We start from the raw sequence: 16,001 nt of genomic DNA on the forward strand, positions 1-16,001 counted from the left end.
AGCCGGTGGGTCGGTGGGTGGGCGGGCGGGTTCCCGGGTGCCCGGCCGGGCGGGCGATTGACACTGCCGAAACGCGGCGGCAATAATTCATACGCACGAATGGGAGCGCTCCCACCCTGCTCATGCGTGAAAGCGCAGGTGGACCGGCATTCCGTGCCTCTTTCGATGCACCACCCGATCGCTTCATCGAAAGGAACCTCAGTGCGCAAACCCGTTCTGATCGCCATCGCGGCGGTGGCCGGGCTCGTCGCCACGAGCCTCACCGCGGCCGGTGCGTCAGCCGACCCGCCCGAGCAGATCGTCAACGGCACCTTCGACTCGGGGCACGCCCCGTGGTGGGGTACCAGCAACATCGCGCTCGACTCCAGCGGCGGCCAGCTCTGCGCCGACATCCCCGGCGGCACCGTGAACCCGTGGGACGTCATCATCGGGCAGGACAACGTCCCGCTGGTGGCCGGTGAGACCTATCAGTACAGCTTCAAGGCGAGCGCGACCCCCGACAAGGTCGGCAAGGCGCTCATCCAGCTGCCGGTGGATCCGTGGACCCAGTTCCTGGCCGCGAATCCGCTGATGACGGGCACTGCCACCGTCTACTCGTACACCTTCACCGCGCCCGTCTCCCTACCGAACGCGCAGGTGGCGTTTCAGATCGGTGGCAGTGCCTCCCCCTGGCGGATCTGCCTGGACGACATCTCCCTCAAGGGCGGCGCCGCGCCCGAGGTGTACCAGCCCGACACGGGTCCGCGCGTGCGGGTCAACCAGGTGGGCTACCTGACCAAGGGCCCGAAGGGCGCCACCGTGGTCACCGAGGCCACCGGGGCGCTGCCGTGGCAGCTCAAGAACAGCGGCGGCACGGTCGTGGCCTCCGGCAGCACCACCCCGCGCGGGGTGGACGCCAGCTCGGGGCAGAACGTGCAGTCGATCGACTTCAGCTCGTACGCGGTGGCCGGCACCGGCTACACCCTGGTCGCCGACGGTGAGACCAGCCGCCCGTTCGACCTGGCCGGCGACCTCTACGCCGGGCTGCGCGACGACGCGCTGAAGTTCTTCTACCCGCAGCGCTCCGGCATCGCCATCTCCGACGCGCTGCGCCCCGGCTACGGCCGCGCGGCCGGGCACGTCGGCGTGGCGCCGAACACCGGTGACGTGTCGGTGCCCTGCCAGCCGGGCGTCTGCGACTACCGCCTGGACGTCTCCGGCGGCTGGTACGACGCGGGAGACCACGGCAAGTACGTGGTCAACGGCGGCATCTCGGTGTTCCAGCTGCTCAACGAGTTCGAGCGGGGCAAGTACGCCGCGAGCGGCCAGGCGCCGTTCACCGACGGGCAGCTGAACACGCCCGAGAGCGGCAACGGCGTCCCGGACATCCTGGACGAGGCCCGCTGGGAGATGGAGTTCCTGCTCAAGATGCAGGTGCCGGCGGGCAACCCGCTGGCCGGCATGGCCCACCACAAGATCCACGACAGTGAGTGGACCGGCCTGCCGCTGCTGCCCGACCGCGACGACAAGCTGCGCGAGCTGCACCCGCCGTCGACGGCGGCGACGCTGAACCTGGCCGCCACGGCCGCGCAGGCCGCTCGCGTCTACGCCTCGTACGACCCGGCCTTCGCCGCCCGCAGCCTGGCCGCGGCCCGGACCGCCTACGCGGCGGCGCTGGCCCACCCGGCGATCTACGCGAGCACCTCCGACGGCACCGGCGGCGGCACGTACGACGACGTCAACGTCACCGACGAGTTCTACTGGGCAGCGGCGGAGCTGTTCCTGACCACCGGTGAGAACCAGTACCGCGACGCGGTGACCGCCTCGCCGCTGCACACGTCCGACATCTGGTCGGCGGGCGGCTTCGGCTGGCAGGGCGTGGCGGCTCTCGGCCGCATCGACCTGGCCACCCTGCCCAGCGCCCTGCCGAACCGGGCCGCCGTGCGCGCCTCGGTCGTGGCGGGCGCGGACAAGTACCTGGCCGACGGCGTCGCCCACCCGTACGGCGTGCCGTACGCCCCGGCGAACAACTCCTACGACTGGGGCTCCAACAGCGGGATCGTGAACAACATGATCGTGCTGGCGGCCGCGTACGACATCAGCGGCCAGCGCAAGTACGCCGAGGGCGTCGCCCGGGGCATGGACTACATCATGGGCCGCAACGCCCTGAACATGTCCTATGTCACCGGCTACGGCGAGGTGAACTCGCGCAACCAGCACAGCCGCTGGTACGCCCACTCGCTCAACCCGGACCTGCCCAACCCGCCCAAGGGCACGCTGTCGGGTGGCCCGAACTCGTCCATCCAGGACCCGGTCGCGCAGCAGAAGCTGGCCGGCTGCACGGGCCAGTTCTGCTACATCGACTCGATCGACTCGTGGTCGACCAACGAGCTGACGATCAACTGGAACGCCCCGCTGGCCTGGATCGCCTCGTTCCTGGCCGGTCAGGGCGACGGTGCCGCCCCCGCCGCCGCCAAGTGCAAGGTGACCTACACCAAGTACACGCAGTGGGGTGACGGCTTCAACGCCCAGGTGACCCTCAAGAACACCGGCACCACCTCGGTCAACGGGTGGACGCTGCGCTGGTCGTTCCTGGGCGGCCAGTCGATCAAGAGCAGCTGGGACGCCGGGTTCGCCCAGTCCGGTGCCCAGGTCAGCGCGAGCAACCTGGCGTACAACAAGGTCATCGCGCCCGGCCAGACGGTGACCTTCGGTTTCGTCGGCAACCCCGCCACCGGGGCGAACCCGAACCCGGCCCTGTTCACCCTGAACGGCGCCGCCTGCTCCTGAACCACCGCACTGCCTGAAACCGGGGCGGTCGCGCGGCACCAGCCGCGCGGCCGCCCCGGCCCGGTTGCGGCCCCGGTGCGCCGCACGGTCCTGTTTGCGCCGCGAGCGCTGGTCACGTTTCGGTAGCCTCAGCTTATGAGCCTCGAATCCCTCGACGCCCCGATCGTGGCCGTCACGGTCTTCCCCGACCGCGCCCGGGTCACCCGCCGGGGCACGGTGACCCTGCCCGCGGGTGAGCACCGGGTCCCCTGTGGACCGCTGCCGCTGGGCCTGCTGCGCGACTCCGTCCGGGTCTCCGGGCACGGCCCGGCCGCCGTCGCCGGCGTCAACGTGATCACCCGCCGCGAAGCGGCCAGCGACGACGCCACCGTGTCGGCGCTGGAGGCGCAGCTGCGCGAGATCGAGGCGCGCGTCGCCGAGCTGCTCGACGCCGACACCGTGGCCGTGTCCCGGGAGCGGTTCCTGGCCCGGCTCGCGATGCGCGGTGCGGGCAACCTGGCCACCGGCGAGGTCGCCGCGGCGGCCCGGTTCGCCGACGGCCTGGACGAGCAGCTCACCGCGCTGCACCGCGACCGCCGCCTGCGCGAGCAGGAGCGCACCGAGCTGCACAAGCGGCGCGAGGCCGTCGAGCGGCGGCTGATGGACCTGCGCGGCAGCGCCCGCCCCGACCGCCTGCTGGCCGAGATCCTGCTGGAGGTCGACGAGGGCGGCGGCGAGGTCGAGCTCGAGCTGACCTACCTGGTCCCGGGCGCGAGCTGGACCAGTGGGTACGACCTGCGCCTGGCCGGTGACCGGCTCGCCCTCACCTGGCACGGCATGATCACCCAGCGGACCGGGGAGGACTGGCCCGAGTGCCGGCTGCGCCTGTCCACCGCCCGCCCGGCGGGCGCGCTGACCGTGCCCGAGCTCGACCCGTGGTTCGTCGACGTGTTCCACCCGGCGCCCCCGCAGCTGTACGGCATGACGATGGCCGGGGCGCCGATGCCCGCCGCGGCGATGCCCGCCCCCGCCCCGGGCGGCCCGCCGATGCAGGCCATGGCGCCCAAGGCGCGGGCCGCGGTGCGGGAGACCAGCGCGGCGGTGGAGGAGGGGCCGGTCGCGGCGACGTACACCCCGCTCAAGTCGGTGGCCGTGCCCGCCGACGGCACCGCGCACCGCACCCTGATCGCGACCTTCGACCTGGAGGCCCGCCTCGACCACATCACCGCGCCGGTACGCGCCCAGGAGGCGACCCTGCGCGCCACGGTGCGCAACACCTCCGGGCACACGCTGCCGCCCGGCCAGGCGGCGCTGTTCCACGAGGGCGACTTCGTCGGCTCGACCCGGCTGGAGCCGTGGGCGCCGCTGGAGGAGCGCGAGCTGGCCCTGGGCGTCGACGACCGGGTGCGGGTGGAGCGGGAGCTGGTGCGCCGGGCCGCGAGCAAGGCGACCCTCGGCTCGACCCGGCGTACGGACGCCGAGTACAAGCTCACCATCACCAACCACAGCCCGCGCCCGGTCTCGATGACGGTGCTGGACCAGCTGCCGGTCTCCCGCGACCCGCAGATCACGGTACGTGAGCTGCACGCCAAGCCCGAGCCCGCCGAGCGCTCCGAACTGGGCGTACTCACCTGGAAACTGGCCCTGCAGCCCGGCACGACCGCGGAGATCCAGTTCGGCCTCCGGGTGGAGTCCGCCAAGGGCGTGGAGATCGCGGGCTGGCGCGACTGACCCCGCTCCGGGCCTGCGCCGCCCCGGCTTGCTATTGACGCTGGCCTATCTAGAGGATGAATTTCGGGAATCCGTCTTCTAGATAGGCCAGCGTCGATTTAAGGCGGAGCGGGAAGCGGGGGCGCTGCCGCCGTCAGGCAGGTGGGGCGGGTGGTCAGTGGCAGGTGGCGGTGCCGGTGTCGGTGAAGGTGGAGCCGGGCTGGGCGACGAACTTCCAGTCGTAGCTGTCCTCGTGCAGGCTCAGCTTGAGCACCCCGAAGTCCTTCGCGTCACGGGCCTTCGAGTTCGGCGCCGGGTGGCGGCCGAAGCCGTTGAGCCCGCCGCCGCCCGTACCGACGATGAACTGGGCGATGCCCTTCGGGTCGGCCTTGCCGTCGGGGTCCTGCGGCGCGAACCGCTCGTAGTTGTGGTTGTGGCCGTTGAGCACCACGTCCACGCCGTGCTCGTGCAGCACGTCCCAGAACGGCTTGACCCGCGGCTCGGAGTGGTGCTTGCTGCCCGAGGTGAACAGCGGGTGGTGGAACATCGCCACCTGGCACTTGGCGTCGCTGTCGTCGAGCTCGTCGTCCAGCCACTCCAGCTGCTCGGAGTCGTCGTCGCAGTCGATGACGTCGCAGGTCGAGTTCAGCACCAGCACCTGCCAGCCGTTGAGCTCGTACGAGTACCAGCCCTTGCCCTCCGGCCCGGCCGCCTTGCCGAAGTAGTCGTAGTACGGGCCGCCCTCGTCGGTGCGGGAGTCGTGGTTGCCGATGGCGGGCCGGGTGCGGTCGCGGTGCCGTCCCCAGTAGGGCTCGTAGCACTTCTGGAACTGGGCGGCGGTGCCCGCGACGTACGCGTTGTCGCCGAGGGTGAACACGGTGCCCGGGATCCGGTCGAGCAGTTTGGCCGTGATCTCGTCGCCGTCGCTGGCGCAGCTGCCGATGTCGCCGGCGCCGACGAGCACCGCCGGCTCGTCGGCCTTCTTCGCGTGGTCCGGCCCCGCCGCCGCCGGGACGGCGGCGAGCGCCAGCAGTCCGGCGCCGAGCAGGGAGTACAGGATCGGAAGACATGGTTTAGCCATGGGCCCGATTATCGTCAGGAACCAGACAATAAGGGTATTTCGGCAGGCCGCCACGCGTGTCTGATCCGCGATCCGACTGGTTGCCTGTCACCCTCCTGGGTCATGCTGTGCAGCGTGAGCACCTCTCATGATCTCGACGAACGGTTCCGCGGCGCGCTGACAGCCTGGTCCACCCAGCCCGCCACCACCCCGGTCGCCGATCCGCATGCGACGGTGCGCGGCGACAGCGGGCTGACCGCCGCCCAGGCCCGCGAGCTGTTCGACGCCCAGGTCACCAGCCGCCACCTCGATCTGGCCGCGCGCCGTCTGCGCGCCGACGGGGCGGGCTTCTACACCATCGGCTCGGCCGGGCACGAGGGCAACGCGGCCGTCGCCGCCGCGCTGCGGCCCACCGACCCGGCGCTGCTGCACTACCGCTCCGGCGCGTTCTACTGCGCCCGCGCCGGGCAGCTGGCCGAGGGCAAGGTCGACCCGATCCGCGACGTGCTGCGCGGCATCACCGCCAGCGCCGCCGAGCCGATCGCGGGCGGGCGGCACAAGGTCTTCGGCAGTACCGAGCTGAACATCATCCCGACCACCTCGACCATCGCCTCGCACCTGCCGCGGGCGGTCGGGCTGGCGTTCGCGATCGAGCGGGCCCGGCAGGGCGCGGACGCGCTGCGGGCCGGGCGGCACGCCGCACCCGAGCTGGACACGCCGCTGCCGCCGTGGCCGCGCGACGCGATCGCGGTCTGCTCGTTCGGCGACGCCTCGGTCAACCACGCCAGCGCCGCCGCCGCGTTCAACACCGCGGGCTGGTCGGACTTCACCGGGCTGCGGCTGCCGCTGCTGTTCGTGTGCGAGGACAACGGGCTGGGCATCAGCGTCCGCTCGCCCGCCGGCTGGGTCGGCGCGGCTCTGAAGGCCCGCCCCGGGCTGCGCTACCACCATGCCGACGGGTGCGACCTGGCGCAGACGTACGCGGTGGCCCGCTCGGCCGTGGCCTGGGTCCGTCGCCACCGCCGCCCCGCCGTGCTGCACCTGCGTACGGTACGGCTGATGGGCCACGCCGGGGCCGACGCCGAGCTGGCCTACCGCGCCCCGGCCGAGATCGAGCACGACCTGGCGCTGGACCCGCTGCTGCGCACCGCCCGACTGCTCATCGACTCCGGCCAGGCCACCGCACCGGAGCTGCTCAGCCGCTACGACGAGCTCGGCTGGCGGGTGCGGCACGCCGCCGCCCAGGTGCGCGAGGAGCCGAAGCTGGCCTCGGCGGCCGAGGTGGTCGCCCCGCTGGCGCCGCGCCGCCCGCTGCGGGTGGCCCGCAGCGTCACCCGGGCGGGTGAACGGGCGGCGGGGGCGCTGCTGGCCGCCCGCGCCGAGAGCTTCGGCGGTACGCCGCCCGAGCGCGGCGGGGCGCAGACCCTGGCCCAGGCGATCAACGCCACGCTGGCCGACCTGCTGCTGGCGTACCCGCAGGCGCTGGTGTTCGGCGAGGACGTGGCCCGCAAGGGCGGCGTGTACGGGGTGACCAAGGGGCTGCGCGACCGCTTCGGCCCGGCCCGGGTCTTCGACACGCTGCTCGACGAGACGTCCATCCTCGGCCTCGGGCTGGGCGCCGGGCTGGGCGGGATGCTGCCGATCCCGGAGATCCAGTACCTGGCGTACCTGCACAACGCCGAGGACCAGCTGCGCGGCGAGGCGGCCAGCATGCGGTTCTTCTCGCAGGGGGCGTACCGCAACCCGATGGTGGTCCGCATCGCCGGGCTGGCGTACCAGAAGGGCTTCGGCGGGCACTTCCACAACGACCACTCGGTGGCCGTCCTGCGCGACATCCCCGGTCTGGTCGTGGCCGCCCCGGCCCGACCCGACGACGCCGCCGCGATGCTGCGCACCTGCGTCGCCGCGGCCGAGGTCGACGGGACGGTCAGCGTGTTCCTGGAGCCGATCGCGCTGTACCACACGCGTGACCTGCACCACGACGGCGACGGCGGCTGGACCGCGCCCTACGCCCCGCCCGCGCGCTGGGGCGACACGCACGTGCCCGTCGGCCGCGCCCGCGGCTACAGCTTCGGCAGCACCGACGAGCTGACCATCATCACCTTCGGCAACGGCGTACGCATGTCGCTGCGGGTCGCGGCCCGGCTGGCCGAGGCGGGCCACGGCTGCCGCGTCGTGGACCTGCGCTGGCTGGCCCCGCTGCCGGTCGCCGACATCGTCCGCGAGGCCGCCGCGACCGGCCGGGTGCTGGTCGTCGACGAGACCCGCCGCACCGGCGGCGTCGCCGAGGGCGTGCTGGCCACCCTGGTCGACGCCGGGTACGTCGGCCTCGCCCGGCGCATCGCCGCCGTGGACACCTTCCTGCCCCTGGGCCCGGCCGCAGACCACGTCCTGGTCGGCGAGGACGCCATCGAACGGGCCGCCAGGGCGCTGCTCGCCGCGTAGCGGGCTTCTTCGCCGATGCGGTCGGCGGCCGGTCGCAGGGGGTGTGTGCGGGCCTTTTTCGGGACCCGCGCGGTGTGCCACTTGCGCTGGGGGCTAGAACTGTGTGGACTACCGGCAGTCGGCTGTGACGCCGACGACAATGGCAACAGAACGCGAAGGGCACGTGAACCCGCCACGGGGCGGGCGTGCGCGAACGGAAGAGGAGGCACGCGACAGTGAGCGCGACCGCTGGTCAGGCCGCCGAGGGCGTACGCAGCCTGGCGGACCGGTTCGGTATCGAGCCGGACATGGTGGTCATGGAGATGGGGTACGACGACGACGTCGACTTCGAGCTCCGTGACGCCCTGGCCGAGGCATGCGGATCAGATTTGGTGGACGAGGACACCGACGAGGTCGTCGACGCGGTGCTGGTGTGGTACCGCGAGGACGACGGGGACCTGGTCGACCTGCTCGTCGACGCCATCGCCCCACTCGCCGAGAGCGGCGTGGTGTGGCTGCTGACGCCCAAGTCGGGCCGGCCCGGACACGTCGAGCCGAGCGAGATCGCCGAGGCGGCACCCACCGCCGGGCTCACCCAGACTTCCACCCTCAGCGCCGGCAAGGACTGGAGCGCGGCGCGGTTGGTGGCACCGAAGGCGGCGCGCGCCCCCAAGCGCTGACGTCGGCCGCCGTCGCAGCGGCCTGCCCCACCCGGCAGGCCGCCAGCCACGCCTGCGATCATCATGGGCGGCGCGGTCGGCGGGCGGCTCTGCCCGCGCCCGAGGCAGCAGTCGCCGCGGCTTCAGGGGGAGACACCATGATCGAGGTCGGGACGCAGGCACCGGACTTCGTGCTGAAGGACCAGAACAACCAGGAAGTGCGGCTGTCGGACTTCCGGGGCGCCAAGAACGTGCTGCTGGTCTTCTACCCGCTCGCCTTCACCGGCATCTGCCAGGGCGAGCTCTGCTCGGTCCGCGACAACATCGGCGACTTCGCCAACGACACGACCCAGGTGCTGTCGGTCAGCGTCGACTCCGTCTTCGCCCACAAAGTATGGGCCGACCAGCAGGGTTACGACTTCCCGCTGCTGGCCGACTTCTGGCCGCACGGCGAGACGGCCCAGGCGTACGGGGTCTTCAACGACGAGCGCGGGTTCGCCAACCGGGGCACCTTCGTGATCGACCGCGAGGGCGTCGTCCAGTACGCCGAGATGAACCTGCCCGGCGAGGCGCGCGATCAGGACGGCTGGCGCAAGGCCCTCGCCGCGCTGTGATCTCCTCCGGTGCGCCGGGGTTTCGAGATTCCGGCGCACCATCAGGTAGGATGTCCGGGTTCCGTGCGGGCGCCTGCCCACCGGGCGCGTAGCTCAGCGGGAGAGCATCCGCCTTACAAGCGGAGGGTCGCAGGTTCGAACCCTGCCGCGCCCACTTCACGTGCCGATTCCGGCCAAACCCAAAGGTGATCATGTCCAGCGCTCCGAAGACCACCGTCGTCGTGCCGACGTTCAACGAGCGGGACAACCTGCCCAAGTTGGTCGAGCTGCTCGCGGCGCTGAAGATCCCGAACCTGGGTGTCCTGGTCGTCGACGACAACTCGCCGGACGGCACCGGCGAGGTCGCGGACAAGCTCGCCGTGGACGGGCCGATCCCGGTCAGCGTGCTGCACCGCACCGAGAAGAACGGCCTCGGCCGGGCGTATGTGGCGGGCATGACGCGCGCGCTGGACGAGGGCGCCGACATCGTGATCCAGATGGACGCCGACCTGTCCCACCCGACCTCGGCCATCCCCGGCATGCTGGACAAGCTCGCCCATACCGACGCGGCGGTCGTGCTCGGCTCGCGCTACGTCCCCGGCGGCGCGCTGGCCAGCGACTGGCCCTGGCACCGCAAGGCGCTGTCGGCCTGGGCCAACTTCTACGTGAACGCGATCCTGCAGCTCAAGGTCAAGGACGCCACCGCGGGCTTCAAGGCGTGGCACGCCGACACCCTGCGCGCGATCGACGTCGCGTCGGTGCAGAGCAACGGCTACGCGTTCCAGGTGGAGATGAACTACCGCGTCGTGCGGCAGGGCATGCGCATCGCCGAGGTGCCGATCAAGTTCGAGGAGCGCGCCGAGGGCGTCTCCAAGATGAGCCTCGGCGTCCAGGTCGAGTCCGCGATGGTCCCCTGGAAGCTCCGCTTCGGCAAGAACCCCCACTGACCGGTCCCGCCCCGCGCCCCCACCCCGTTCGGGTGGGGGCGCTCCTGTTTCGGCGTGCGGTTTCGGGGAAAGTGCACGAATCTTGGCCGCGATTGCTGCACTTTCCCCGAAACTGCACCCTCCGGCGCGGGCGCGGGCGCGGGCGCGTCGGGGCGCGTGGGGTGCGTCAGGGTGTGGCGGTGAGGTTGGTGTGGGCGCGGCGGAGCAGGGCGTTGAACTGGGTCAGCTCGGCGGGGGAGAAGTCGGCGAACATCCGGCCGACGGTGCGGGCGAAGATCGGTGGCACGTGCGGCAGCAGCGCGCGTCCGGCCGGGGTCAGCTCGATGACCACCGCCCGGCGGTCTGCCACGTGCGGGGCGCGGCGCAGCAGGCCCTTGCCTTCCAGCCGGTCGACCAGCCGGGTCATGCCCGCGGTGTCGGTGCCCAGGTCCTCGCGCAGGCTGCTCGGCGTGACCGGGCCGCCGGCGGCGTGCGTGAGCAGGGCCGCCTGCTGGGTGGTCAGGTCGTGCTGCGCCAGCTGGCGGTCCAGCAGGTTGGTGAGCTCCCGGGAGACCTGGTGCAGCATGGAGCCGCCACCGAGCGCGGCGAAGTCGGGCATGGGTTTGTCCATACCGTCACTTTAGCTGTCACAACTGTTGCTGTCACGACAGCTAAACCCGCGCGCCGCGCCGACAGCGGCACCACCCCGCGGCACCACCCCGGCACCACCCGCCCCACCCTCGGCTTTTCATAGACGTTGGCCTATCGCGTCGAGTTTGATCTCGATCCAGTCGATGTAATGGGCCGGCGTCCATGAAAGGCCGGGGGTGTGGCGGGGGCCGTGGCGCAGTGGAGTAGTGAAAGGTCTTTCATCTGCTTTGGCGTGCCAGTTCGATATTCACACGTTGACCGGGCGGCAAGCCGATTGTAACTTTGCTGAAAGATTTCAGCGAGGTTTCCATCGTGTATGGAGTGTCCCCATGAGACGACGCAGGCTCCTCCCTCTGGCGCTGTCGGCGGTCCTGGCCGCGACTGCCGTCACCGGCGTCACCAGCGCCCCCGCCGCGGCCGCCCCCTCCGGCACCAAGGACGTGATCGTCCAGCTCTTCGAGTGGAACTGGCCTTCGGTCGCCGCCGAGTGCACCAACTTCCTCGGCCCGCGCGGCTACGGCTACGTGCAGGTCTCCCCGCCCCAGGAGCACGCGACCGGCCAGCAGTGGTGGGTGGCGTACCAGCCGGTCAGCTACAAGATCGAATCCCGCAAGGGCACCCGGGCCCAGTTCCAGTCGATGGTCACCACCTGCCACAACGCGGGCGTGAAGGTGATCGTCGACGCCGTGGTCAACCACATGACCGGCGTCGGCTCGGGCACCGGCTGGGCGGGCTCGACCTACACCTCGTACACATACCCGGGCATCTACCAGACGCAGGACTTCCACCACTGCGGGCGCAACGGCAACGACGACATCGTCAACTACAACGACCGGTACGAGGTGCAGAACTGCGAGCTGGCCAACCTGGCCGACCTCAAGACCGAGAGCGACTACGTCCGCACGAAGATCGCCGGTTACCTCAACGACCTGCTCACCCTCGGCGTGGACGGGTTCCGGCTGGACGCCAGCAAGCACATGCCCGCCGCCGACATCGCCGCCATCAAGGCCAAGCTGTCGCGCAGCGCGTACATCGTGCAGGAGGTCATCTTCGGGGCCGGTGAGCCGATCCTGCCGACCGAGTACACCGGCAACGGCGACGTGCACGAGTTCCGGTACGGCAAGGACCTGGGCCGGGTGTTCCGGTACGAGAAGCTGGCCTACCTGAACAACTTCGGCGAGCCGTGGGGCTACATCTCCACGTCCAAGGCGGTCGTGTTCACCGACAACCACGACACCCAGCGCGACGGCGGCGACATCCTCACCTACAAGGACAACGGGATCTACGCGCTGGCCAACGCGTTCATGCTGGCCTGGCCGTACGGCTCGCCCGCGGTGATGAGCAGCTACGAGTTCAGCAACCGCGACCAGGGTCCGCCGTCCAACAGCGCCGGCAAGACGAACAACTCGACCTGCTTCACCGGCGGCTGGCGCTGCGAGCACCGCTGGCAGGTCATCGCGAACATGGTCGCCTTCCACAACGCGGTCAAGGGCACCACCGTCGTCAACTGGTACGACAACGGCAGCAACCACATCGCGTTCGGTCGCAACGGCAAGGGCTACCTGACCATCAACGACGAGGACGGCGCGGTCAACGGGCGCTCGTACCACACGAACGTGCCCGCCGGACGCTACTGCGACGTCATCCACGGCGACTACACGGGCAGCGCCTGCACCGGCCCGGTGATCACGGTCGACGCGAACGGCTGGTTCGTCGCCAACGTCGCCGCACACGACGCGATCGCGATCCACGTCGGCGCGAAGATCGGATAGAACCTCCGATAACGGTACGAACACGCGCCCCGGCTCTCCCCGGCCGGGGCGCGTGGCACTCTGGGGTGATGAGCGCCGTCAGCACGGGCCTGCGCCCCGCCGTGGACGAGAGCTGCGACGTGGGCCTGTTCGGGCCGGATTCGGTCACCTGGCGCGTGCACGCCGAGCCGATCCTGTACGTCGCGGGCGTACGCTCCCTGTTCCTCCAGGCCCTGCACCCGCGCGCGATCGCCGGGGTGGTGCAGAACTCGAACTACAAGACCGACCCGTGGGGCCGCCTGATCCGCACCGCGCAGTACGTCGGCACTGTGATCTTCGGGACCACCGCGCAGGCCAGGGCGGCCGGGCGGCGGGTGCGAGGGCTGCACGCGCGGATGCGGGCGGTCGATCCGCGTACCGGTGAGCGGTTCCGCATCGACGAGCCGGAGCTGCTGCGCTGGGTGCACGTGACCGAGGTGGAGTCGTTCGTGGGCACCGCCCGGCGGGCCGGGTTGGAGCTGACCGAGGCCGAGGTGGACCGCTACTACACCGAGCAGCGGGCGGCAGCCGCGCTGATCGGACTCGACCCGGACACCGTCCCGGGCACCGCCGCCGAGGTGGCCGCCTACTACCGGTCCATGCGCCCGGCCCTGAGGATGACCAGGGAGTGCGCGGACACGCTGCGCTTCCTGATGATCCCGCCGCTGCCCTGGCACCTGGGCCTGACCCCGGCCCGGCTGCTGTACACCGGCGTCGCGGCGACCGCGTTCGCCCTGCAGCCACCGTGGGCCCGCCGCATCTACGGCAGCATCGCCCTGCCCACCACGGACGTCTCCGCCTCGATCTCGGTCCGCGCCCTGCGCCTGGCCGCCAACGCCCTGCCCCAGCGCCTCCTGCGCGGCCCCATCTACCGTGACGCGCTGCGCCGGGCGGCCGCCGCCGCGTCCGCGACGTGACCACCCGCCGCCCCGCCCGCCACCACCGTTAAGAAGGGGCCCTTCTACTGCGGAATGCGATAAGAAGGGTCCCTTCCTTGCCTCAGGTCCAGGCGGGGGAGGGGGGCTGGGATTGCTGGGCGGTGGGGGAGACTCGGGGGTCGGCGGCGTTGAAGGCCTCCCACCAGCGGATGCCCTCGGCGATGAAGGCGGTCAGGGGGACGGGGGAGCCGTCGGCGCGCTCGACCTCGAGCCGTTCGAAGCGGATGTCGCCCTCGATGCAGTAGCCGACGTCGCCGCCGGGCTCGGCGCGGCCGCACTCGCAGAACCAGTACAGGGTGTGCGTGTCGGGGCCGTCGGCGGGGCCGTTGGGGGAGGTCAGGGTGAAGCTGAGCTCCTCGGGCCAGTCGTGGGTGAGCTGCGGGTCGTCGACGAAGGTCCAGCCGTACATCGGGTTGGACCAGCCGACCGAGGCCAGGAACCGGTCCGCGTCGTCGGCGTCGGCCAGCGTGATCGCCCGGCCGTAGTCGCGGCTGTTGCTGCGGTCGGTGCGCAGCAGCACGCGCACCTGCGAGACGCCGGTGAAGATGAGGGCGCGGCGGGTGTCGGGGTCGGCGGGGCCCTCCTCCGGCAGTGCGAGCACGTGCAGGAGCAGCCGCACCGTGCGGCCGGGCCAGTAGACGCGCAGCCCGACCACGTCGGCCTCGTTCAGCGCGGTGTTGAGGCCCGCCACGACGGATCGATCCTGGAGCATGGCCACATCATCGCGCGACAGTGACGTTCGCGCATGGACCGATCGACCCCCTCGACACTACACCTGGCCGAACGGCGGGGTAACGGTGGCGCGGCGGACCTCTCGCCGCGGAGCCGATCTAGCCCTAAGGTGTCGACATGCGAGTTAGGGGATACGCGCCTGCCACGCCGTGCTGGGCGGAGTACGCCGCAGCCGACGTCGCCGGGGCGACGGCGTTCTACGCGGCCATGTTCGGGTGGGAGCCGGGGGAGGTGTTCTCGCTGGACGGCCGGGCTGTGGCGGGGATCAGACCGGGTGTGCCCGGACGGCCCTCCGCCTGGCTCGAGTACATCTCGGTGCCCAGCGTCGACGACGCGGCGCAGACGGTGGCCGGTGCCGGCGGGACCGTGCTGATGCCGCCCACCGACTTCGGGCCGCGCGGCCGCGCAGCGCTGTGCGCCGACGCCGAGGGCGCGGTTTTCGGGCTCTGGCAGAAGGGCGCCTTCGCCGGTGCCGAGCTCGCCAACGAGCCGGACACCCAGTGCTGGGCCGAGGTCGTCGCGCGCGACGAGAGCGCGGCGGTGTCGTTCTACGGCAAGGCGTTCAACTGGTACGAGCGCAAGGGCGAGATCGTCGAGGGTGTGCCGTACATCGAGTGGCTGGTGGAGAGCCGGACGGTCGGCGGGCTGTCGGTGATGGACGGTCGCTACCCGCTGGACGCGCCCGCGCACTGGCGGGTCACCTTCGAGGTCAGCGACTGCGCCCGCGCGGTCGCCCGCTGCGAGGAGCTGGGCGGCCGGGTGCTGACCGGGCCGCTGGAGATGCCGGTGGGCAACTACGCGATGCTCAGCGATCCACAGGGCGGCATGTTCGCGATCATCGAGCTGTCGGAGCTGGTGCTGGAGACGATGGGCCGCTGATGGGCGACCGGCTGCGGGGGCTGTGGGACTTCGCCGATCTCGACACGACCTGGCGGCGGCTGTCGGCCCGGCTGGAGGCCGAGCCGGGCGACACCGGCCGGGCCGAGGTGCTGACGCAGCTCGCGCGGGTGCACGGGCTGCGCGGCGAGTTCGGTGCCGGGGACGGGCTGCTGGACCGGGCGGAGCTGCTGGCCGGGTCGGTGCCGGTGGTGCGGGCCCGGGCGCTGCTGGAGCGCGGGCGGCTGCGGCGCAGCGGCGGGGACGCCGCCGCGGCGCTGCCGCTGTTCCTGGCCGCGTACGAGGCCGCCCGCGCCGGCACCGACCCGTCCGCCGAGTTCGTGGCGGTCGACGCGGCCCACATGGTCGCGCTGGCGCAGCCCGAGGGCGCGGACCGGCGCGCGTGGACCGGGACGGCGCTGGAGCTGGCCCGGTCCTCGGCCGACCCGGAGGTGCGCCGCTGGCAGGGCTCGCTGCTCAACAACCTGGGCTGGGACCTGCTGGACGGCGGTGAGCCCGAACCGGCGCTGGCGGCGTTCCGGCAGGCGCTCGCGGTGCGCCAGGCCCACCCCGACCAGCCCGCCCAGGTGCCGATCGCGCGGTACGCCGTGGCCAGGGCGCTGCGCCTGCTGGACCGGCCCGCCGAGGCGCTGCCGGAGCTGGAGCTGGCCGTGGCCGAGTCCGCGGCACCGGACGGCTGGCTGTTCGAGGAGCTGGCTCTGTCGTACGCCGCAGCGGGTCGCCCGGACGACGCGGCCGCACCGGCCCGGACGGCGCTGGAGCTGCTGCCCGGGTGCGACCCGTCGTTCGCCACCGACCCCGCCCGCCGCGCCGCCCTCACCCACCTGGCTTGAGCAAGGAAGGGGCCCTTCTTATCGCTTTGCGAGGTGGAAG

The 16,001-nt window shown here is 71.9% G+C and carries 13 protein-coding genes and 1 tRNA gene; 11 read left to right on the forward strand and 3 right to left on the reverse strand.

Annotation, left to right across the window (positions count from 1 at the left end; genetic code table 11):
* Positions 1 to 234 precede the first annotated feature (234 nt).
* Positions 235 to 2,769, forward strand: coding sequence for a glycoside hydrolase family 9 protein (locus tag QEZ54_RS31515; RefSeq protein WP_281308452.1), 2,535 nt, complete (start codon positions 235 to 237; stop codon positions 2,767 to 2,769).
* A gap of 135 nt (positions 2,770 to 2,904) precedes the next feature.
* Positions 2,905 to 4,479, forward strand: a complete 1,575-nt coding sequence (locus QEZ54_RS31520) for a mucoidy inhibitor MuiA family protein (RefSeq protein ID WP_281308397.1) — start codon at positions 2,905 to 2,907, stop codon at positions 4,477 to 4,479.
* A 154-nt stretch (positions 4,480 to 4,633) separates the two neighbouring features.
* Here the strand turns inward: QEZ54_RS31520 and QEZ54_RS31525 are convergent, their stop codons facing one another.
* The gene (locus QEZ54_RS31525; RefSeq protein WP_281308398.1) at positions 4,634 to 5,539 is read right to left on the reverse strand and encodes a metallophosphoesterase; all 906 of its coding nucleotides are present in this window, start codon (positions 5,537 to 5,539) and stop codon (positions 4,634 to 4,636) included.
* Between the two features lie 102 nt (positions 5,540 to 5,641).
* On the opposite strand from QEZ54_RS31525, the gene QEZ54_RS31530 reads away from it, so the two are divergent.
* The 5 genes from QEZ54_RS31530 (at position 5,642) to QEZ54_RS31550 (ending at position 10,141) form a co-directional block, all read left to right on the forward strand.
* Positions 5,642 to 7,963 carry a thiamine pyrophosphate-dependent enzyme gene (locus QEZ54_RS31530; RefSeq protein ID WP_281308399.1) on the forward strand — a complete coding sequence of 774 codons (2,322 nt, stop codon included), beginning with the start codon at positions 5,642 to 5,644 and terminating at the stop codon, positions 7,961 to 7,963.
* A 215-nt stretch (positions 7,964 to 8,178) separates the two neighbouring features.
* The gene (locus QEZ54_RS31535; RefSeq protein ID WP_281308400.1) at positions 8,179 to 8,622 is read left to right on the forward strand and encodes a DUF3052 domain-containing protein; all 444 of its coding nucleotides are present in this window, start codon (positions 8,179 to 8,181) and stop codon (positions 8,620 to 8,622) included.
* Between the two features lie 137 nt (positions 8,623 to 8,759).
* A complete protein-coding gene (locus QEZ54_RS31540; RefSeq protein WP_281308401.1) occupies positions 8,760 to 9,215 on the forward strand; it encodes a peroxiredoxin in 456 nt (151 codons plus the stop codon).
* Between the two features lie 82 nt (positions 9,216 to 9,297).
* Positions 9,298 to 9,369, forward strand: a tRNA-Val gene (locus tag QEZ54_RS31545).
* 37 nt (positions 9,370 to 9,406) lie between these two features.
* The gene (locus tag QEZ54_RS31550) at positions 9,407 to 10,141 is read left to right on the forward strand and encodes a polyprenol monophosphomannose synthase (RefSeq protein WP_281308402.1); all 735 of its coding nucleotides are present in this window, start codon (positions 9,407 to 9,409) and stop codon (positions 10,139 to 10,141) included.
* A gap of 166 nt (positions 10,142 to 10,307) precedes the next feature.
* Here QEZ54_RS31550 and QEZ54_RS31555 read toward each other — a convergent pair whose 3' ends face one another.
* On the reverse strand, positions 10,308 to 10,751 hold the full coding sequence (locus QEZ54_RS31555; RefSeq protein ID WP_281308403.1) for a MarR family transcriptional regulator: 444 nt from the start codon (positions 10,749 to 10,751) through the stop codon (positions 10,308 to 10,310).
* A gap of 349 nt (positions 10,752 to 11,100) precedes the next feature.
* Between QEZ54_RS31555 and QEZ54_RS31560 the strand changes: the two genes are divergently transcribed.
* Both QEZ54_RS31560 and QEZ54_RS31565 read left to right on the forward strand, forming a co-directional pair.
* Positions 11,101 to 12,543 (forward strand): alpha-amylase family protein, encoded by a 1,443-nt coding sequence (locus QEZ54_RS31560; protein WP_281308404.1) that lies wholly within the window; start codon positions 11,101 to 11,103, stop codon positions 12,541 to 12,543.
* 68 nt (positions 12,544 to 12,611) lie between these two features.
* Positions 12,612 to 13,478, forward strand: a complete 867-nt coding sequence (locus QEZ54_RS31565; RefSeq protein WP_281308405.1) for an oxygenase MpaB family protein — start codon at positions 12,612 to 12,614, stop codon at positions 13,476 to 13,478.
* A gap of 82 nt (positions 13,479 to 13,560) precedes the next feature.
* Here QEZ54_RS31565 and QEZ54_RS31570 read toward each other — a convergent pair whose 3' ends face one another.
* A complete protein-coding gene (locus QEZ54_RS31570) occupies positions 13,561 to 14,211 on the reverse strand; it encodes a hypothetical protein (protein ID WP_281308406.1) in 651 nt (216 codons plus the stop codon).
* Positions 14,212 to 14,348: 137 nt separating this feature from the next.
* Between QEZ54_RS31570 and QEZ54_RS31575 the strand changes: the two genes are divergently transcribed.
* Both QEZ54_RS31575 and QEZ54_RS31580 read left to right on the forward strand, forming a co-directional pair.
* Positions 14,349 to 15,110: a VOC family protein gene (locus QEZ54_RS31575; protein ID WP_281308407.1), complete on the forward strand. Its 762-nt coding sequence runs from the start codon at positions 14,349 to 14,351 to the stop codon at positions 15,108 to 15,110.
* Positions 15,110 to 15,961 (forward strand): hypothetical protein, encoded by an 852-nt coding sequence (locus tag QEZ54_RS31580; protein ID WP_281308408.1) that lies wholly within the window; start codon positions 15,110 to 15,112, stop codon positions 15,959 to 15,961. The genes QEZ54_RS31575 and QEZ54_RS31580 overlap by 1 nt, the downstream gene beginning before the upstream one ends.
* The last annotated feature ends 40 nt before the right edge of the window (positions 15,962 to 16,001 follow it).

Source organism: Catellatospora sp. KI3, from assembly GCF_029948125.1.
Taxonomy (GTDB): domain Bacteria; phylum Actinomycetota; class Actinomycetes; order Mycobacteriales; family Micromonosporaceae; genus Catellatospora.